The 20845-nt window shown below is 52.8% G+C and carries 15 protein-coding genes; all 15 read right to left on the reverse strand.

The features are described from left to right. Window positions 1–95 precede the first annotated feature (95 nt). The 15 genes from K331_RS0118935 to chvE all read right to left on the reverse strand — a co-directional run bounded on the left by K331_RS0118935 (window position 96) and on the right by chvE (window position 20371). The gene (locus K331_RS0118935; protein WP_226383637.1) at window positions 96–1139 is read right to left on the reverse strand and encodes an ABC transporter substrate-binding protein; all 1044 of its coding nucleotides are present in this window, start codon (window positions 1137–1139) and stop codon (window positions 96–98) included. Between the two features lie 233 nt (window positions 1140–1372). After that, a complete protein-coding gene (locus K331_RS32980) occupies window positions 1373–1495 on the reverse strand; it encodes a hypothetical protein (RefSeq protein ID WP_264177764.1) in 123 nt (40 codons plus the stop codon). 402 nt (window positions 1496–1897) lie between these two features. Then, window positions 1898–3238, reverse strand: a complete 1341-nt coding sequence (locus tag K331_RS0118940; RefSeq protein ID WP_028591540.1) for an LLM class flavin-dependent oxidoreductase — start codon at window positions 3236–3238, stop codon at window positions 1898–1900. Beyond that, a complete protein-coding gene (locus tag K331_RS0118945; RefSeq protein ID WP_028591541.1) occupies window positions 3235–3867 on the reverse strand; it encodes an S-adenosylmethionine--2-demethylmenaquinone methyltransferase in 633 nt (210 codons plus the stop codon). The genes K331_RS0118940 and K331_RS0118945 overlap by 4 nt, the downstream gene beginning before the upstream one ends. Next, complete coding sequence (locus K331_RS29935; protein WP_051289917.1) at window positions 3854–5857, reverse strand: IucA/IucC family protein; 2004 nt, start codon at window positions 5855–5857, stop codon at window positions 3854–3856. Before K331_RS29935 ends, K331_RS0118945 begins: the two co-directional genes overlap by 14 nt. Then, complete coding sequence (locus K331_RS0118955) at window positions 5847–7679, reverse strand: IucA/IucC family protein (RefSeq protein WP_028591542.1); 1833 nt, start codon at window positions 7677–7679, stop codon at window positions 5847–5849. The genes K331_RS29935 and K331_RS0118955 overlap by 11 nt, the downstream gene beginning before the upstream one ends. Before the next feature lie 241 nt (window positions 7680–7920). After that, entirely contained in the window at window positions 7921–9183 is a 1263-nt protein-coding gene (locus K331_RS0118960) for an MFS transporter (RefSeq protein WP_028591543.1), read from the reverse strand. A 71-nt stretch (window positions 9184–9254) separates the two neighbouring features. Next, complete coding sequence (locus K331_RS0118965; protein ID WP_084165512.1) at window positions 9255–11090, reverse strand: IucA/IucC family protein; 1836 nt, start codon at window positions 11088–11090, stop codon at window positions 9255–9257. After that, window positions 11084–12454 (reverse strand): diaminobutyrate--2-oxoglutarate transaminase, encoded by a 1371-nt coding sequence (locus K331_RS0118970; RefSeq protein WP_028591545.1) that lies wholly within the window; start codon window positions 12452–12454, stop codon window positions 11084–11086. The genes K331_RS0118965 and K331_RS0118970 overlap by 7 nt, the downstream gene beginning before the upstream one ends. A gap of 145 nt (window positions 12455–12599) precedes the next feature. Continuing rightward, on the reverse strand, window positions 12600–13034 hold the full coding sequence (locus K331_RS0118975; RefSeq protein WP_028591546.1) for a response regulator transcription factor: 435 nt from the start codon (window positions 13032–13034) through the stop codon (window positions 12600–12602). A 38-nt stretch (window positions 13035–13072) separates the two neighbouring features. Beyond that, the gene (locus K331_RS0118980) at window positions 13073–14956 is read right to left on the reverse strand and encodes an AraC family transcriptional regulator (RefSeq protein WP_028591547.1); all 1884 of its coding nucleotides are present in this window, start codon (window positions 14954–14956) and stop codon (window positions 13073–13075) included. A gap of 343 nt (window positions 14957–15299) precedes the next feature. Beyond that, complete coding sequence (locus K331_RS29940; protein WP_051289918.1) at window positions 15300–16379, reverse strand: hypothetical protein; 1080 nt, start codon at window positions 16377–16379, stop codon at window positions 15300–15302. A gap of 173 nt (window positions 16380–16552) precedes the next feature. Next, window positions 16553–17716, reverse strand: coding sequence for a multiple monosaccharide ABC transporter permease (gene mmsB, locus K331_RS0118990; RefSeq protein ID WP_028591548.1), 1164 nt, complete (start codon window positions 17714–17716; stop codon window positions 16553–16555). Beyond that, window positions 17700–19250 (reverse strand): multiple monosaccharide ABC transporter ATP-binding protein, encoded by a 1551-nt coding sequence (mmsA, locus tag K331_RS0118995; protein ID WP_028591549.1) that lies wholly within the window; start codon window positions 19248–19250, stop codon window positions 17700–17702. The genes mmsB and mmsA overlap by 17 nt, the downstream gene beginning before the upstream one ends. A 35-nt stretch (window positions 19251–19285) precedes the next feature. Continuing rightward, window positions 19286–20371 (reverse strand): multiple monosaccharide ABC transporter substrate-binding protein, encoded by a 1086-nt coding sequence (chvE, locus tag K331_RS0119000; RefSeq protein ID WP_028591550.1) that lies wholly within the window; start codon window positions 20369–20371, stop codon window positions 19286–19288. Window positions 20372–20845: the final 474 nt, after the last annotated feature.

The following is a 20845-nucleotide window of genomic DNA, read 5'->3' on the forward strand; positions in this document are numbered from 1 at the left end:
GACAGAAGCGGCAAGCCATATCGGCCGCCGCTATACGGAGCAACAGCGGCGCACCGATAAATACCTCTCGGCACTTGCCGCTGCCCTGCCGCTCATTAGTCCAGTTCGTAGAATTCCTTAAGATCCTTAAGCATCTCTTCGGCCGCCAATGGACCTGAGCCACTGTTCCAGACGGCTGTATCCACCTGATAGACACGGTTCGCTTGCACGGCCTTGATATTCTTCCAAAGTGGATGCTCTGTCCACTCCTTGCGCAAGTCGAGGCGTCCATCATCGCGATCTGTGCTCGTCTGATCAAAAATGATGTCTGCATCCATTTGCGGAATGTTCTCCTTCGATACCAGCTTCACTCCCCACTCCTCGCTCTTCTGGACGTCAGGGCGTGTGAAGCCCAGCTCATCCAGGACCAGCGCCGAGAAGCCTGTATGGACAATACGTGCATGATCCGCACGGAAATCAACAATTCCCACCTGCTGGTTCAACTTGTCACCCATCTTTTCCTTGAAATCGGCAACCTCGCTTGCCCAGCGATCTAGAAAGGCCTGCTCTTCAGTCTTCTTGTTCAGTGCATCCGCCGTCAACGACAGCGAATCCTTCCAGATATGCACTTCCTCCGTCATCACCGTTGGCGCTATGGCACTAAGCTGGTTATAGATTTCTTCATGACGGGTCTTGGAGCCAATAATGACATCTGGCTTAAGTGCAGCGATCTCCTCCAGATTCGGCTGGTTCTCGGAGCCCAGATCCACGACCCCATCCATCCGTTCACGGATATAGTTATACCACGGCTTCTCAATCCATGCCTCTACGGCACCTACAGGCTTGACGTCCAGCGCCAATGAAGCATCAGTAGCTCCCTGGAACAAGGTAACGACCTTCTGTGGCGTTCCCTTGATCACCGTCTCGCCCATGGCATGCTGAACAGTACGTTCCTCACCAGCTGCTGCGGAAGAGCCCTCCTGCCCCGCTGCGGTCGAACCCGACTGAGCGTTGGAGGTTGTAGCTTCACCACTGCCCGAGCTTGCGGTATTACCGGCACTTTGTCCGCATCCAGCCAATACGACCAGCACAAGCAGACAAGCCGTAAACATCATGAACCCGGAGCGCCTCCGAAGTCCTTTATGGAATAAACTAAACATGAAATGGACACTCCCCTTTTTCTATCTCAACCTTAATTGATATTGATTCTCATTATTACATGAAGCTTAAGGCTTGAAAATGAACATTTGCGTCAGCAGTTCTGGACATTTCCGACAGTAGGGATATTTAAGAGAATGGCAATACTTATGAGAATCGTGGTATTAACGGAATGGTAAAAGGACAGTCCAAGAACACCCTAAAGTGATCCTGTGCTGTCCCTGATTTAAAGGATTTATGTAGACTGGCTCATTCGGTTCGCCAAGATACTCTTCTCCAGTCGGACTTCAAATAACTTCCGATTCAGATCCTGCTCGACGGCATGGAGGTGATACGCAGCCTGTGTAACTGTGTCCATGTGCAGCACACCCGCTCGCTTCGCGATGATGTTCATAGCGTCCAGTATGAGTTTGTTACATGTGACCAGTTGGTTTGTCTTCACGTTGGACGAGTTGTGCGTATTGCGAAGCGAGGTCTTCGCTGTTGGTACTTGTCATGTCACCACTCCTTTGTTATGGAGAGGTTAACATAAGGAATAGATGAATGTGGTACGTGGACACGTATCATTTTGCAGTATCAGTATTTATTTAGAAATAATCATCTATATTACTGAAGTTATGTTTTTGTTTGAGTTTACTGCCACCATTAACCACCTTAAAAACAACAAAGGCTATCCCTCTCAGGACAGCCCTTGCTTTCATTCTATATACTGCACCACTCAAATTCTTTCCTTGAGCAGTCGCGGCACAGCTAGTATACCTCACACCAACTGCGTCGCAGGCAGTTCAGTCAGCCCCAAGTTCTCACGCAGTGTATTTCCAGTGTACTCTGTACGGTAGATACTGCGGTTCTGCAGCTCAGGGATGACCTTCGTCACAAAATCCTCCAGTCCCGTCGGCAAAAGTGGCGGCATTAGATTGAAGCCATCGGCCGCACCTGCCTCCAGCCAGCGCTGCATGGTATCGGCAATCTGAATCGGCGTACCCGCAACAGTAAAGTGTCCTCGTCCTCCCGCCGTTCGGATAATCAGCTCTCGGATCGACAGCTGCTCCTCACGTGCGAGATTGACATACAGCTGGAAGCGCGCTTTCTGGCCCTGTATCTGCTCAAGCTGAGGTAAGCGTTCATAAGGAAGCGGTCCATCCAGCGGACAATCCGACAGATCTGTCTGCAGCAACGCCGACAAATTATAGAGCCCGTATTCGGAAGCGCTTAGTTCATTCAGCTCGCGTTCCTTCTCCTTCGCCTCTGCCTCGGTATCCCCCACAAAGGTAATCAGCCCCGGTAAAATCTTCAGTTGCTCAGGTCGGCGTCCCCATAGATTCAGCCTGCTCTTCAAATCCGTATAGAAGGCCACCGCCGACTCCATCGAAGGCTGTGCTGTGAACACAAGCTCTGCCCACCGGGCAGCGAATGAGCGCCCTGCCTCAGAGGAGCCTGCCTGTACAAGCACTGGCACCCCCTGAGGAGATCGTGGCAGATTGAGCGGACCAGCCACTGATAGATGCTTACCCTCATAGTCAGCAGCTTTGATCCGGTTCATATCCGCATATAATCCAGCCTCCTGATCGATCAGCAGCGCATCTTCAGCCCAGCCTGTCCACAGCTTAACAGCTGCCTCAACGAATTCATGGGCGCGATCGTAGCGGAGCGAGTGATCGAGATGGTTCTGCCTACCAAAGTTACGAGCAGTCGCATCACCTGTTGAGGTCACGATATTCCAGGCTGTTCGCCCACCGCTAATGTGATCCAGTGAAGCAAATTTGCGAGCGATATGGAAGGGCTCGTTATACGTGGTCGACGCCGTCGCCGTCAGACCGATCCGCTCCGTTACCGCTGATAGCGCAGCAAGCATGGTGAATGCCTCCAGCTGCGGAATGACACGATACTTCGTCATTTTGTTCAATCTGTATTTCTCTGCAATGAAGATGGAATCCATCTTCGCCTGCTCTGCCATCCGGGCCAGTCGCTCGTAATAGCGAAAGTCTGTTGCTAGCTGCGGACTAGCATCGGGATGACGCCAGCTTGCTTCGTGATGTCCCGTGCTGAGCAAGAACAGATTCAGGTGAAGCTGACGTCTTCCTTGGTCTGTTGTACTCATACTCCCTCTCCTCCCTCACCAATATGGCCGTACCCGAGCTTGTCACGGGTGCGTTGCTCACGCTGCTGCTTTTCCACAGCCTTCCTTCCCAGCTCCTCTGCTCGCAAGGGATCAATAGCGAACAGTCCGTCCTCATCTCCGATGATCAGATCACCAGGACGTACCGCTACACCCCCCACGCTGACGCAGGTGTTCACCTCTCCCTCCAGCTCCAGCGAGCGAGTTGTCAATGCACTGATGCCACGCGAAAATACTGGAAAACCAAGCTGTCTCAGCGCTGCTGCATCCGAGACACATCCCGATACGACCGCTCCAGCTACTTGCTTGGCTATGGCTTTGTAGGCGCGGAATTCTCCCCAGCAGGCCCGATCCTCGTCGCCTGACATGTCGATGACGAGCACATCCCCGGGCTGAGCCATCTCCAGCGCCTCACGCAGCGCCGCAGAATCGAGGTGGGGTAACCGTACTGTAAGGGCTGAGCCAAGCAAGCGGATCGGATGAAATAATGGGCGTATCCCGCGAATATAACCGAAGTCAGTCAAATGTCCAATCGTAGAGGGCTGAATGGTGCGATATAGCTCCAGCAGCTCCGGTGCCAATGGCTTAGCATGAGGCTCAATACGCAACATGTGGCACCTCCTCCTCTGCTTGGACAGCACACAGTGGATTCGGCATTTCGCCTTTGCCATATGGCATGCTGCCTGGTACCTTGGACGTCTGTGCCAGCAGCGGTCGGACGATCTGCTTCCATGGCCACTGCTTGGCTATAAACAGACTATTGGAGATGACACTCGCCTGTGGTTCAGGCAGTGCCGCTCGCTCCATTGCCGTCTGCAGAGCCCGCTTAAGCTCTGACCACATTCGCTCCTCAGAGAGGCTGTAAGCGTTGGCTAAGCTATCCATGATGGAGAACAAATTCACCTGAATGCCGAGCATCTGGAAGAACGCAATAAGCTGCTGTGGCGAATCATGGTACAGCGAATTAGGCACGCCTGGACGCAGCAAATATTCGGGATCAGCCAGACCCGCTTCCTGCAGCCATGGCACATGCACACGCAGCGCGTCATGATCACGCAGCAGGAGTCCTGATACCTTTCCGTCATGGAGGACCAGGACAGCATTTTGCCCGTGCGCCTCCGGTACGAGACCGAAGCGTAGCAGGCGCAAGGATAGCTCACCGAACGTCTCGGCAACTTCACGGAACAGCTCAAGTGCAGACTCCGCTGTATTTGGAAGTCCTCGTTCCTGCAGCCATTCGGCGAACAGCAATGCCTGACTGCTCTCCACAGCTAGAGCTGACATCGGGACAAGCCGCTTCCTGTCATCACTCATTATTTCTTCTGGATAGGTGCGAACCAGAGCAGAGAGATGACGGGGATTGTCCGCGAACAGATCATCGTCCTCAGGCCTCAATGCCCACCAGCGCCCTTCCTCGCATAAATACAGCTGTGCGCTCAGGACCGGATCAAGCTCTCGGGCTTGTCGCAGCAAGCTCTCGGCACGTACGCCATTCATCATCTTGATTGCGGATAGATAACGCAGGCCACCCAGTGAACGAATGCCCAGTGGCAGCTTCACATGCCGTGGTGATGCTTCCAGACTCATTAATGAGCGTACAGAAGAAGTAGCATAATAGGTGCCTGCCTCTATATCCAGCGGGACACATGCACCATTCTCCAGCTCTGGGTGCAGACGACTAGGCAGCATATGCTCCATCTGCCATGGATGCACAGGCAAGACTGCGTGCGTATCCTTCAGTCCACGGCGGGTTAACTCCTCCGTCAGCTTCTGCTGCTCTGCTACAGAGAGCAACAGTTCATGCGGCAGCACGCTCGCAGTATCCGCTCCACTCAGCAGACGATCCCGTTGCACGGCAATCCAGCGCAGCTTGATCGGCTCCGCCGCCTCCGCCGTAAAGCTCCCGCATTCCTCCTGACCCCAGCCGAGCTTCGCCTTTGCTACCGGATGAAATGGACGGTCCCGCCATGCGGCATAACGCTCCAGTGAGAGAAGAGCATGCTCTGGCGGTAGTGATAGCTGGTCCGAATAAGATTGACGACGCTCCAGCGACCACGAGATCTGCCTAACTGTCTGCTGCAGCATGTCGATGAAAACGGCAGTACCTTCAGGCTGTATTCCGGCTGCTTCCCCGTGACTGTCAGCGACTAAGCGCATAAGCTCTGACGGAGATAGAAGTCGGGCTCTTCCCTTAGAATTACTCCCTACTACCACGGCTCCCGGGATACAACGCCAGCGCTGTACCACGGAGGGACGAAGGGCGAACAAGACCATCGTACTGTCTTTGGACGAACGCCAAAGGCCAAACATCGTTTCAGATGTTTCTGGGTGCATGCTCTGTTCTGTCTCAGATCCTACAGTAGCTCCGTCGGCACTTGTTTCGTCTCCTGCTCTGGCACCTGCTCGCTCAGCAATGAGCGCTGCTTGGATCCGATGTAGCTCCCAGACGGAATCGAAGATTTCATCCGCTTCAGCGAGCGCATCGCAGGCTGCTGGTGTGAGCATGATTAGCCCACTTAACAATTCTTCAGCCAGCAACGTGTTCAGCAGATCCTCCATGACACGTCGTAGTGCTTCCTCTTCAACCAACTTATTCGGCATATATCCCCACTCCTTTCACAGCACGAAATGCATGAAGTGGATTAGGTACCCACCTCGGATCGACCTGCGTATCAGGCCACAGACGGCGGCGGGCCAACTGCTCAATACGAATGCTATCCGAGAACAGATCATATAGCTCGTACTGAGCTGCGAACTCAGGGTGGCTCTGCTGATATTGATGGATAATTCCGGCTACACGCTCCCAGAAGGACTCTTCTGCGATGCCATGACGCTCATGCAAGAAGAGGGCAAGGTCACCCAGACAGACGAAAAAGAATGCGCTGTGCAGAAAATCCCGAACAGCATCCGGGTCATCCGTCTGCATATAGGAATGGCGATTCTGAGCCAAATGTGCTGCCGGCTCGGGATGCAGCTCTGGACAAAGCTGTGGCTGTGGCAGCAAGCGCCGGGAATACCGAACGCCATCATGAAAATCACGTAGCGCGATACGCACGGGTCGTCCGTCCCGATGCAGCAGGAGAATATTTTGCGCGTGTGACTCCAGCGCCACTCCATGCGCATACAGTAGATGAATAAGCGGTGTAACCGATGCCTCAAGTAGCTCGCCAAGCCATTGATCTGCCCCATATCGGGCTATCCACTCCCCTACAAGGTCTGCCTGCTCTCCTTCCGGGTGTGACAACGCGGCAAAAGGAAGCACCTGCTCGCCATCCCGCACAACAGCTCCCACACCGCGCCTCATAATGGCGCCCAGCGCACCATAAGCCCGCTCACGCACCGAGGGCGACAGCTCCTGCGTATCAAAGGCTATACCGGCATACTCATCCAATAGCGCGAACTCCGGCTTGTTCGGTGTACGGTCCATCGCCACCAGATCATGCAGCCAATCCGACACCAAGGCAGCATTCAGCACCGTGTGCCGTGCCAGCATGCGGCGAGTCGACGTATTAACAATACCGAGTGCCAGCTTCAGTGTTGCTTTGCTGCGATCGCTTGCATTTTCCAGACTGCGAATGGATTGTTGCGCCCGATAGTCATCCTCTGCATAACCTAATGGCAGTACGATACCTTCCGCTATTTCACGGTGCAGTGCAGGCACCACTACATGCTCCCATTGCCAAGGATGCACGGGCAGGAACAGGTAATCTATTGGATCATAGCCGCTATGGAGAATCACGGCGCGAAAATCCGCCAGAACCCTCTCCCCAAGCTCCTCCTGCAGCCACTCCTCCTCATTCATGCCACGACGTAGCGACAGCTGCGCATAGGAACGTGAGACAGCTACCCATACCGGCTTCAATAGCTCACCGAACTCCGGTCCGTATTGACGGTTGTCACTGGCATCAAATCCAACACGGGATTTGAAGCAAGGATGGTACGGATGACCATCGAGCTCTCCCTCCGCATGATCACGCTGTCGCTGTGCCCCCTCTTCTACACGCCAGGCGCGGGATTCTGCGTCATGTAGCAACGTGCGTGACAGCTCCTCCTGCAAACGAAGCAGCAACTCCCCCTGCTGATATTGACCCAGTACTTCATCCACAAAAAGCGCAAGTCGTGCAGGAGATGACTCTCCGTCTGGCCCGATCCGTTCCAGCGATTCACGATCAAGACGAATCCTCTCAAAGCTGAGCTTACGGCGGCAGACACAACGGTAATGAACGACCTCTCCAGACGCTGAACGTCCAGCCAGCTCCACCATTCGGCTCTCGCCTGCCTGTGGCAGGCCTTCCTTAGGCAAAGCAATTTCCTCGTACAGCACAGCTTCAAGCAATTGTCCCAGCACGCGTCGCTCTGCCGCCTCGTAGTGCTGAGAGCGAATCGCTAGGCTGCGCGGGTCGATTTCTTTCCATGGTTTCATGTGTTTCTTCACCTCGCATAATTTCGTTTATTCGTTGTTTTGCGAATTATACAAACAATTACTCATACCTTAAACTATCACTTACATCTAAACTATCACTCACATCTTAAGCTATACTCATACCTTACTATCACTTATATCTTGGACCAGGTCGATGTATTGACCACCACTGGATTGCCAGCCGTGAGACACACCCGGGAGGACATCCAGCAAGATAACGCCTCACCGTCGATAGTGCTGTCTATAGCTCCCGTTTTTCCGATTGGATCATGCTTGTATCCGATGCAGCTTCACCCGACAGGGAATCTGTATTCGTGACCCCCTCCCGCCGCTCTGCTGTCCACATCCAGACGAAGTTGGCCGCAAGCAGCACCGCCGAGCCTACAAATATATAACGCAAGCCAAAAGCCGCAGCCATCCAGCCCAATCCGATCGAGCCAAGCAGACCTCCTGCCATTTGCGCGCAGTTAAGATAGCTGAAGGAACGGCTCTCCATCCCAGACGGAGCATAACGTCTTACAAGCACATTCAGTGACGGGCCAAGTCCACCAAGACAGGCGCCACTGAAAAAACGAAGAGCAATCAGCTGCCACAGCTGCTGTGCAAAAGCCTGAGGAACCATGAGCACGACGGCGCCGAACAGCGCTCCATTCAACACTCGCCGCTGTCCATAATGATCGCCGAGTCTGCCCAGTTGTGGTGCCGATAGCATATTGGCTACACCCATTGCGGCTGCAGTAAAGCCTGCGAGCAATGCGATATTATCGCTGCCAGGCGCCAGCATTTGTACATACAATGGAATGAACGGCAAGGTACCTACCATAGCCGCCCGCTGCAAGAAGGCCGAGACTAGCAATGTGGGCATGGCCCGACGGGACATGATTTCCTCAAAATCCCCTCGCAATCCCGTCGTCTGCATCTGGCTCGTTGTCTCCTCCCGCTGCTCATGTACACCGAACAGAACGACCAGCGAAGCGGCGAATATTCCTATCCCGATGTATAGAAATACAGGTGCGAAGCCGAATTGATCCGCCAGTGCTCCTCCCAATAGCGGACCACATATCGTGCCGCCAACCGAACTGGAGTGCAGGACGCCAAGCGCATAGCCGCTTCTTTCCTTCGGGGCATTCTTCGCGATCAGCGCTACTGCAGCCGGACTGAATCCAGAGAGCATACCATTTACCAAACGCAACAGGAAGAGCTCCAGCGGACCGCTCACCACGCTCATCAGCGTGATCGTCAGCGCCATGCCAAAGCCGGAGCGCAGCAGCATCGGCTTGCGTCCATAGCGGTCAGCCAGTCTTCCCCAGAAGGGACCAAGGACAAAGGCACTGAGCAGATTCGCACCGTAGATCGCGCCCGACCAGAGCATCACTTCTGATTGTCCATGCACGCCCAGCTCCTGCAGATACAGGGGCAGAAACGGTGTCACACAACTGACGGAGGCCATAGCTAGGAACTGACCGATGCACAGGATGTATAGACTACGCTTCCAAGCTTCCATCTTGGCCCGTCTTCCTTTCATAGCATTCATTGTTGGTGTGGAACATGCCGTGACGTCTGAAGCCTATCCATTCAGCTCCCACAGTCTCGTTGCTCACCTAAAATGCTGTTACCACGCGAACCCCTTTCGGATGAAAGACAGCTCTCTCGTATTGGATTCGGAATTCCCAAATACGACGGTGTATCTCCCTTATCTGCCAGGCAACTGGAAAAGTTGGCCTTTGCCGGCAACGTATCTGTATTCAGTAGCTCTTCCACATACGGACGCAGCCGCACACTCGCACGCTCCCGCTCCTCTAGCAGCAGACTACGCACGACAGCCCAGCCTTCACCCTCTGGCCGCTCCTGCCAAAGAGCGAGAGCATGAATTAGCGAACCGAGGTGATTGACAAAAAAGTAGTATTTGGTACGATGCCAAGCCTCTGCCGGGGCGTATAACAGTGGGCTATCCTCCGCAATAGAGCCACCAATCCATTCCAGCTTGCGGGCGAGCTCATGATCTACGCTCATCCCTTCCAGATCGCGGATGTAAAAGCAGCTAGGCCAGCCGTCCTTCAGCGACAACAGCGAATTCTGTGCATGCGCCTCAAAGCTGATGCCGAAGCGATCCCAGACACGCAGCAACGGCAGCATAGACAACCGCAGATAGCATTCCAGCCATGCCTTCATATCGGGTATGGGCAGATTCCCCCCATTTCGCGCACGATCTGATATGGCCTGGGCCAGCTTGGGTGTATGCTCACCCGGCCAGCTCTCCAGCGCCGAAGCCAGCACGAACGTGGACGTTCGATCCACCTCCATCGGTCGGATGAGTACAGTGAAGGCCGGATCAGGCTGATCCTGACCTGGCGCTACAAGGCCGATGAACCCCGTCTCTGGAAGTAAGCCAGGCAGCTCCTGGACCAGCTCATGCCCCAAAAACGCAGTCAAGGATGCTGCATCCATGGTACGAGACGTCTGCTCTGGCGTATTGACACGAATCAGATTCGTAATGCGCACCTCCAGCGGAAGCTTCCAGCCGTTCCGACTAGAAGGCTCCCAGACGGTTCGTACGGATGAGGTAGGGTATACCCTCGGGCCTAATGGCCCCAGTGGAATGAGCTCTTCACGCTGTATCAATTCCCTCACCCAAGGGCGCTCCAGCATGCGGTATGCCTGCCACGGGTGCATGGGCAAGGGCTTGTACAGCGTGTCTGCCTCGCTACTCAGACGCTCCGACAATGCCTGCCGGAACTGCACATATACCTCCGCTGGAAAGGCGCGGCTTTCTTCTCCCTGCAGCCACTGCTCCTGCAGTCTGGAAGCATGAACCGCGAAATAATAAAGGACAAAGTTCGCACCGCGCTCCGGGCTGTAGCGATCCTGCTCAGATTCGCTCATGCCTTCGGCGCTTTTGGGATATGGATGGAACGGGTGGCCTGCAAATACACTTTGCTCTGAGGCAATGTAATCCAGCCTGTTCGGATTCTTGTCATCCGCCCCGGCCTCCACCCACTGTTCCAAATGCCCCCGCAGTTGAGAGACGCTACGGTGTATGCGTTCCAACACCGCTGTCGTGTTCAGACTAGCCTCCGAGTCGAAGCGGAGTGCCAGCTCCGTGACCAGCGTCTCGGCCAACTCTTCGAAGCTGAGCTGCCCAGTATAGCCGCCACGTTCCAATAACCAGCCTTCCTCGAACAGGTGCTGTCCGGTCAGTGAGGCATAACGGATCGTGACGCGCAATTTTGCGCCATTCGCCAGCAGCAAGCTTAGTGATACGGCTGAGCCCTGCTGTGCCGCAGCTTCAAGCTCGGCGACTGACTCTATCGCGTCTTCGTTTTCCCGCAGGAAAGCATTAAGCAGCGAACGAGCGGTCATACTCTCGGCCATCCCCTGTGCCGTCGTCACTGTCATCCGTTCTGTCAGCATGACAGAGCCTTGCGGGCTGCCCGCACCGATTCGCAGAACCGATCAGCGATATCGTCCAGTTGCTCCTCCGTCACGATGAGCGGTGGAAGGAACCGCATAACCGCAGAGTGTCGACCTCCGACCTCCAAAATAAGTCCACGTCTCAGGCATTCCTGCTGGATTTGCGCTGCTAACCGCGAAGCTGCAGGTATATGGCCCAGATGATCCGGCTTACCATGCTCATCGACGATCTCTACCCCGATCATCAAGCCTAGCCCGCGTACATCCCCGATGCAAGGCTCCTGCTCCGCCAGCTGGCGTAGTCTTCCTTGCAGGCGCTCGCCCAGTTGACGAGCCCGCTCAGGCAGCTCTTGCTCTTTGATATAGCGAAGTGCTGCGAGCCCGGCTGCCATGGCTAGCTGATTGCCACGGAAAGTACCAATATGCGCACCTGGCCGCCACACATCGTAGCGTTCATGATAGACGACAACGGAGAGTGGCAGACTGCCTCCAATCGCTTTTGACAGCACGATGGCATCTGGCTCAATCCCGGCATGCTCAAAGGCGAATAGCTTTCCGGTACGTCCAAATCCTGTCTGAACCTCATCCACAATGAGGGGAATTTGTTGCTCTTGGGTAATACGCCGGAGCCCATTCAGCCATTCAGCTGGAGCTGGTATCGAGCCTCCTTCGCCCTGAACAGGCTCAACAATCATCGCCGCTGGCTTCACGATCCCGCTCTCTGGATCACGCAGTACATTCTCGATATAACGGAGACCCAGTCGCTGTGTCTCATCGCCTCCAACACCAAAAGGACAACGATAAGCATACGGATACGGCAGGAAATGAACATCTGGCATCTGGCCTGATATTTGCTCCTTCTGCCCCAGCGTACCGCTGATGCTCATCGTCGCATGGGTCGAGCCATGATAGCCTCCATGGAACGCCAGCACGCTTCGTCTGCCAGTCGCCGTCTTCATCAGCTTGATTGAGGCCTCGACGGCATCGCCGCCGGTTGGGCCACAGAACTGAATACGGGCATGACGGGCAAAGGACGGAGGCAAGCTCGCGAATAACTCGTCAATAAAGCTCTCCTTAAGCGGAGTTGTAAGATCAAGCGTATGCAGAGGAATTTTCTGATCGAACACATTCCTCATCGCTTCAATCACCACGGGATGATTATGCCCAAGCGCCAAGGTTCCTGCGCCGGCTAAGCAGTCGTAATAGACCTTACCGTCCATATCCTTGATATGGACTCCCTCCGCTTCGGCAATCACGATCGGAAGGCGTCTAGGGTAGGAGCGGGCCGAAGATTCACGCTCCTGCTGGCTTTGTAGATAACGGCTGTTGGCAGATGCTTCTGTTGCCGCTGTAGCTGGATGCATACGGGTTCACTCCTTGGATACGATTTATGATCTACCGCTAATGATAATCATTATCAGTAGGTTGCCTAAATCATACCATTTATGGAGTGGAACTGAATATTATCCAGCAGGATTATATTCATACTCTTATCGTGTTAATTTGGGGTTAGTCTTGCGTTCTACTGTGGCTTTTCAGCTTCTCTGCCAGCAGAAAGACGAAATCTCCTCCTGTCTGCTCGATACAGAGCGTTTTCTTAATATTCTGAATATGCTTTTTAACCGTATTAACGCTAATATATAATTCCTCCGCAATTCTGCGAATACTGTAGTGGCGGCACAGCAGCTCAGCAATCTCAAGCTGCCTCCCGCTCAGCACCACAGACTCCGCCGGCCCTGCCGACTGTGGGATACGTGTAGCCGCAGCTACGGGGAGGGCCTCCTGATCAACCGCCTCATACTCCATTTTGACCTGAATACAATCGCGGATGTTCATCTGGATCACCCAATTCATAATGATGCTGTGCAGTTCAGCCAGCTCCTCGCGCTCTCGTTCATTACCCGCGCTGGAGGCGACCGTTAGACTCAGTTTAGTAACAGGCATAGGTCCCTCACCATCCGAATTGGAATATTTACTTTTAATTACAAATTATGAATACGAAAATTAGAAGTAATAGGGGGCAGCAATGTCTCTTCAATCTCATCAACGACCCTGTTCATCGCCAGTGGCCCATAATAACCGGTCCATAATGCAGTGTGAAAATGACGCACTCGTCCACTCCGAACAGCACTCATACTACTCCACAAAGGATGCTGCTCATATAGCTGAGTCTGCTCCTGATTCAAATTATCTGTCAGCACAAATAACCGATCCGCCTGCAACTCTGGCAACGTCTCTAACGGAATTAATGAGCTAGTGCCGGTCTGCTTCACTGCGAGCGCTGGCGGAGCAAGGCCAAGATCCTCATACAACAGGCGCGCGGTTCGATGCCGCTCCGTATGCAGTCGTATGCTGCCGTCACGTGGTCGAATCAATGCCACTGTCTGTTCCTGACCAGTTTCAATTCTGCGACGCAGTCGATCCAGCTTGGTATTGAAGCCGTCTAGGATCTCAAGAGCCTGATGCTGTCGACCTACAAGCTCGCCAAATCTAAGCAGTGTGACACGCCAATCCTCATTGCGATCAAACATTACTGTCGGCGCTATGCCCAGCAGCTCCCCATAACAGTGCTCCTGAAATGACGTACAGACAATAAGATCAGGCTGAAGCTCGCCCAAGGCTTGCAGATCAGGCTGCTCCTTCGTTCCGAGGTGATACATGCTTCCCATGAACTGCTTCAGTGGTAAAGGAAGTCCATCCGTTACAATACTGCAAGCCACACTACCTACCGGGCAGACACCAAGGGATAGCAGTTGATCTGAATATTGATAATCAAGCACGACGATTCGCTCGGGCTTGCGTTCAAGCTCCAATATTCCTCTCATATGAGGCATGCGAATCCTGTCGTCCACGTAAGCGAGTCCTCCGGTACACATCAGGGTTAGTGACAATAGTGCACGGAAGGATTGCGTGGCGCTCACCCTTTGATGATAACTATCGAATTTGGCAGGGACAATGACCGTTTGCGACGATGAACTTGGAGAAATACGACAATTATCACAATTTACTCCTGTCATGAATGGATTGGCTGTATGTGTCTGTCTATAGCCTCTCGGAGACTGTCCGATCTTTTTCTTAAACAACCGACTGAAATAATAGCTATCTGGATACCCGACCTCTTCTGCAATTTGTGCAACAGGTTGCCCGCTTTGCTCCAAAAGTCGCTTTGCACGCTCCATACGAATGCCAATCAAATGCTCCATCGGCCCGTGTCCGAAGCGAGCCTTGAAGCCTCTTTGCAATTGACGAGGGCTTGTAAGTAATCGCTCAGCCAAGGAGGACAGCGTAATAGGCTCGTTGTAGCAAGCCTCCATATGCCAGAGAGCGGAAGCGATCATATCCTGCTCCTCTGTCCTGTCAGCGGCTCCCTCCAGCCGATCCAGCTCTGTTAGCAGCAGCTGCACGAAGGCATAGAAGCGTTGCTTTGCCTCCAGACGCGCCAGCGGGTCCTCCTGATGCCATAATCTGTCCATATCGGACGCCATGCTTCTATACATGGCAGTGGACCCGGGAGGACCGCCATAACAAGAGCCAAAACGATCCACAGCCAGCTCCGGCTCAAGCAACCCGCTCGGTAATTGCTGTGGAAGAGAGGCTTTGTACAATATCAGGACGTATTCCAGCCCGTTCGACACCTGACTGATATGAAGGCGTGTTCCTTTCACGACATGAACGACAGGTGAACCCTCAGAGCTGCAAATTACATCGCCAGCCTCAATTCGAGCCATCCCTGCCCCTGATATGAGGAATAGCTCTGCAGGTGCAACATAATCCAGCTCTTCTCCCGGCTGCAGCTGGCTATGTCGAATATCGACAATATCAATGGAAGCGCAAGTCCATAACAGCATTTGATCGCGTGTCACCATTCGTGCTCCAACCCCCCGCTTCCAGAATTTATGTTAGTTCTATTATAGTTTCACTGAGAATCATTATCAAATATCGTTTCAGAGGCATCGAATTCAACAGAATTTAATCTTGAAGCATTGAATTCATTCGAGCCTAGTTCTGCGTTCCTTTCAGCAAGACTCTTCAAATATAACTGAGCTATAACGATAGCAACAGCAGAATAACAGCAACAATATATGTTCAGCAAAATAAATAGACCTCATAGATCCGTTATCACGTCTCTGAGGTCTATTGCAGCAGTAGCGCAAGTATTTTAAAAGACAATTATAAAGAAGATAATTATATGCGTCGTCTCTTTAACCGTCACAATGGTGACATATAGCGACCATAAGTAACGTCCAGCTCCGTAAATTGGTTCTGCTCCCTTGACAGGAACGTGACGGACTCACCTTCTGCTCCCATCCATTGCACACCCAGCATGAATCCTTGCGGTGTGCGAGCGGCCCACAGGAATGAGAACATCTCTGGCAGGACCTCTCCACCATCGTCCACTCGCCAAGCTGAATAGCCCTCAAGCTGCGCAGGATAATCCTGCACGATCAGTCCATCCTTGCTGTCAAGCACAAGGCTGGCCAGCAGTTCTTGGCCTTTGGGCTCGAATTGGACCAGGTACAACTTACCCTGTGAGTCAATCTGCTCTAAAGGCCAGATATGTTGAATCTGACGCTTCCAGGTATTATCCAGACGGCTGACGAGCGCAGCAGGTGTCTGCTCTTCACGTATAGAGGTCATGCCCAGTTGAGCAGCTTCAGGCATGTCTTGCGCCATTGTCAAGAAATAGGTCTCATTCGGCGTAGCCTTCCCCTCGATGATCTCATAGAGACTGCCAGGCAAATAATCAAAGTTCTGGGCCGTCTGGCGGCCATTATCCGCATCATTTCGCTCCTGTACACTCATATATCGAACAGCGAGGCGCTGGCCATGGTAGCCTACGGCGAGATTGTATCCCTGACTCGGCACCTTGCCCTCGCTTGGCGAATCAACTAACAATCTGCTGCCTGACGCATCTGCAAAGCCTAAGGCGCCTTCGGTCAATAGTAAGGAAGGATTGAGAACTGCAAGTGGTTCCGCAGACGACACCGAAAATGAAGATGATATTGATGACGATGATGTCGATGACACCGCTGACGAGGAGCCTAGACTCGAATGGCTTGCCGCTGGAGTCGTGGATGCTGAAGCATCTTCACTGTCTAGCGTATGCTCACTCCCCGCACCCAAGCCGCTGTCCGTCTTAGCTTCACCTTGGGTGTTCACACCCTTTTGCGTCTGTGCCGGGACAGGCTGTTCCCGATCTACAGCTGAATTCTGCATCCCCGTACAAGCCGCCAGCAGCAGGCTCATCGTAATCCAGACCGGCACAAGTCTCTCAATGCTCCCTCTCATCCCTATCGCCCCTGTTCGCTGTAAAGTCAGCATTTTGCATACATCCAGGCCCAAAATACAGCTCAGACATCCAGTTGAAGATACCCGGATACGATGTAAAAGTGCCTTATCTCCCTCACTTTACAACAGGTTATGAATAGCGGCAATAGATCGTAAATGGTTGATTTTGGTGCCTAAGCTGCGCGCTTATTCTTATTGTAGATATCGAATGCTACGGCCAGTAGAAGTACCAGACCTTTAATACCTTGCTGCCAATCAATACCGAGGCCGATGAGCGACATACCATTGTTCAGCACGCCCATAACCAAGCCCCCGATGATTGCACCATAGACCGTCCCGATCCCCCCGGAGGCCGAAGCCCCCCCAATGAAGCAGGCTGCAATAGCATCCAGCTCAAAGTTCGTTCCAGCCCGCGGCGTAGCAGCATTCAGACGTGCGGCAAAAATCAGGCCAGAGATGGCAGCCAGCACACCCATATTGACGAACACCCAGAACGTGACCTTTTTCGTCTTGACCCCGGACAGCTCAGCCGCCTTCTCATTTCCTCCGAGTGCATACACATGTCGTCCGATGACCGTACGATTCATGATAAAGGAATAGGCAATAATAAGTGCGAACAACAGAACCAGAATGTTCGGAATGCCCGCATAGCTCGCCAGCATGAAGGTGAACACATTCGTTATGATTGCTACCGCAGCCAGCTTCAGGAGGAATAAACTATTAGCCCCCGCTTCAAATCCATATTTTAATTGCGCACGACGAGCACGCATTTCACTCAGAATGTACCAGACACTCAGTGCAACACCCACTACCACCGAGATGATACTAACTCCTGAAAAAGCAACGTCCGGCAGGAAACCTGAGCTCAGCTTCTGAAATCCACCAGGGAATGGAGAGATGGACTGCCCATCCAGCACAATCATGGTCAGACCGCGGAAGAGCAGCATACCCGCCAGCGTCACGATAAAGGCCGGAATCCGTACATACGCGACCCAAAAGCCTTGCCAGGCACCGATTAAGCCACCAACCAGGATGGCAGCAATAACAGCTATCCATGTCGGCAGCTGCCAGTCTACCATCATGATCGCAGCTACCGCACCCACAAATGCAGCAACCGAACCGACCGACAAATCAATGTGCCCTGTTATAATGACCAGCACCATGCCGATGGCAAGCACCAGAATATAGCTATTTTGCAAAATCAGATTGGTAATATTGATCGGCTTGAGCAATAGCCCGCCCGTTAACACCTGGAACAGCAGCATGATGACCACCAATGCAAATATCATACCGTATTGCCGTACATTCCCCTTGAACAATCTAGCCAACATGGTCATGCTTCCCGCCTCCTGACTTGGTCATATATCTCATAAGCACTTCCTGCGATGCTTCCTCACGGCTCACTTCTCCGGTCATTCGTCCTGCGTTCATGACATAGATGCGATCACATAGCCCAAGAATCTCGGACAACTCGGAGGAAATCACCAGCACAGCCTTTCCTTCTGCAGCCAGTCGATGAATGATGGTATAGATCTCATATTTGGCACCTACATCAATACCGCGCGTCGGCTCATCCAGCATGAGAATGTCAGGCTCCGCGAATATCCATTTTCCCAGTACCACCTTCTGCTGATTGCCACCGCTTAGATTACCGGTCTTCTGCAAAATGCTTGGTGCCTTGATATTCATGCTGCGCTTCATCTCCTCAGCCACCAGCACTTCCTCATGCTCGTTCACCACGGTGTTCTGACTAAGCTTGGGCAAGCCGGTCAGCGAGATGTTGCGCTTGATGTCATCCATCAGAATCAGGCCGTAAGCCTTGCGATCCTCGGTAACATAAGCGAACCCATTCTCAATAGCCTCCGTCACGGTCCGGTTGCGAATGATGCGGCCCTCCTTGATGAGCTGCCCGGAGATGCTACGCCCGTAGGATCTGCCGAAGATGCTCATGGCCAGCTCCGTTCGACCTGCTCCCATCAGTCCGGCGATTCCGACAATCTCCCCGCGCCGTAGCTGCAGATTGACCTCCTCCAGCACTTTGCGGTCCGCATGATGCTCATGGTAGACCGTCCAGTCCTTCACCTCCAGAATGACCTCACCAATCTCGGCGTGTCGCTCCGGATAGCGGCTGGTCAGATCTCTGCCAACCATACCGCTGATGATCCGATCCTCTGTAACCACGTCCTTCTTCATGTCCAGTGTCTCAATGGTGTGCCCGTCACGCAGGATGGTCACAGAATCTGCCACTTTGGATATCTCATTCAGCTTATGGGAGATGATAATGCAGGAAATGCCCTGTCGCTTCAGCTCCAGCATCAATTGCAGCAGGTTCTCGCTATCGTTCTCATTCAGGGCTGCCGTCGGCTCATCCAGAATGAGCAGCTTGACCTTTTTGGATAAGGCCTTGGCGATCTCGACGAGCTGCTGCTTCCCTACACCGATGCTGGATACCAGCGTGTCTGGCCGCTCATGCAGTCCGACCTTGGCCAAAAGCTGCTGCGTGCCCGCATAAGTGGCGTTCCAGTCGATCACTCCTTTGCTGGCTCGCTCATTGCCCAAATAGATATTTTCCGCAATCGACAGCTCCGGAATTAACGCGAGCTCTTGATGGATAATAACGATCCCAAGCTCCTCACTTTGCCGAATATCCTTGAACTCACACGTCTGGCCTTGAAAACGAATCTCCCCTTCATAAGAGCCGTGGGGATACACTCCGCTAAGCACCTTCATCAAGGTCGATTTTCCTGCTCCATTCTCGCCACACAAAGCGTGAATCTCTCCCTCGCGAATCCGTAGATTCACGTCCTCCAGCGCCTTGACGCCCGGGAAAGCTTTGGTGATACCAATCATCTCCAGAATGATTCCAGCCATGGACCTGCTCCTTTCCAGCTCGTGTCTTCTGCTTGTTACTTAAGACCAATCTCCTCGCGGGTGTAATATCCGCTATCCACAATATCCTTCTCCACATTGCTCTGATCGACAGAAATAGGGTCCAGTAGATAAGCCGGGACTACCTCTATTCCATTGTTATAAGACTCCGTGTCGTTCACTTCCGCCTGTTGACCTTGTAAGATGCTGTTAGCCATCTCTACCGTCTTCTCCGCTAATTTACGTGTATCCTTGAATACCGTTTGCGTCTGCTCCCCGGCTACAATGGATTTGATCGAGGAGAGCTCAGCATCCTGCCCGGTGATGATCGGCAAGGGCTTGGCACTGCTACCATAGCCGACGCCCTTCAATGAGGATATAATTCCGATACTAATTCCATCGTACGGTGACAGCACAGCGTCCACCCGTTCTGTCGAATAGTAGGCGCTCAGCAGATTATCCATCCGGGACTGAGCTAGCGCACCATCCCAACGCAGCGTGGCAATCTGGGCCATCGTGGTCTGTTGACTACGGACGACAAGCTTGCCCTCATCAATGTAGGGCTGTAGCACAGACATGGCCCCGTCAAAGAAGAAATAGGCGTTGTTATCGTCCGGTGACCCGCCGAACATCTCAATGTTGAACGGTCCTTTACCCTCCTTAAGCTCCAAACGCTGCTCGATATACGAGGCCTGCTGCACGCCTACCTTGAAATTGTCAAACGTTGCGTAGTAAGTTAGATAAGGTGTATTGCGAATCAGACGATCATAGGAAATCACCTGAATTCCCTGATCATGTGCCTTCTGAATTACATCTGTCAGTGTATTGCCGTCTACCGAAGCGATGACCATGACATCAACGCCCTTGGTAATCATGTTCTCGATCTGCGAAATTTGATTCTCAACGACATCCTCAGCGTATTGCAGGTCCGTCTTATAGCCTTGCTCCTGAAAGAGACGGACCATATTCTCTCCATCAGCTACCCAGCGTGCAGAGGATTTGGTCGGCATAGATATGCCCACGTAGCCCTTCTCTCTGCTGCCCGGCCCGCTCTCTGCCAGATTGCAGGCGGATAGCAGCAGGGTCATGGCCAGCAGCCACAGCATTACAGCTCCTTTTTTCATCGCGAAGTCCCCTTTCCTATTGAATCGCCAACCCACTCGTCCCGAATTGTGCTTGCCGCTACTTGCTGGCGGATGTTCAGTGACACAATTGGATAACGCTTTCAAAATGTAATATTGGTACGTCACCTGCATGGATATGGTATCACTTGGGAATAAGCAGGGTCTTTATGATGAATGAACCTTTTTTATAAAATTTTAACTTTTGTCTTGTCAGGCTCGACTGCTCATCAAAATTAGTGAACGGTTGCCTCTAAAAAAACACAAAAAGACCTCACCAGCTCCAGAGAACGGATGAAGTCATTTGGTTTCTACTATACCTTAACCAGATCAATCATATGGGAGTGTAGAGCCGCTGTAAGCGGGGAGCCCTATCGACCGCTGTTAAGCTTGCTATTCTGTGGCCTGTGCTATTTCATTGTCAGTTATTAAGGCTCATCAATTATCAGCTATCAGCAGTTTTCAGTGATCGTTATC

This window comes from Paenibacillus massiliensis subsp. panacisoli DSM 21345 (genome assembly GCF_000426545.1).
Taxonomy (GTDB): domain Bacteria; phylum Bacillota; class Bacilli; order Paenibacillales; family Paenibacillaceae; genus Paenibacillus; species Paenibacillus panacisoli.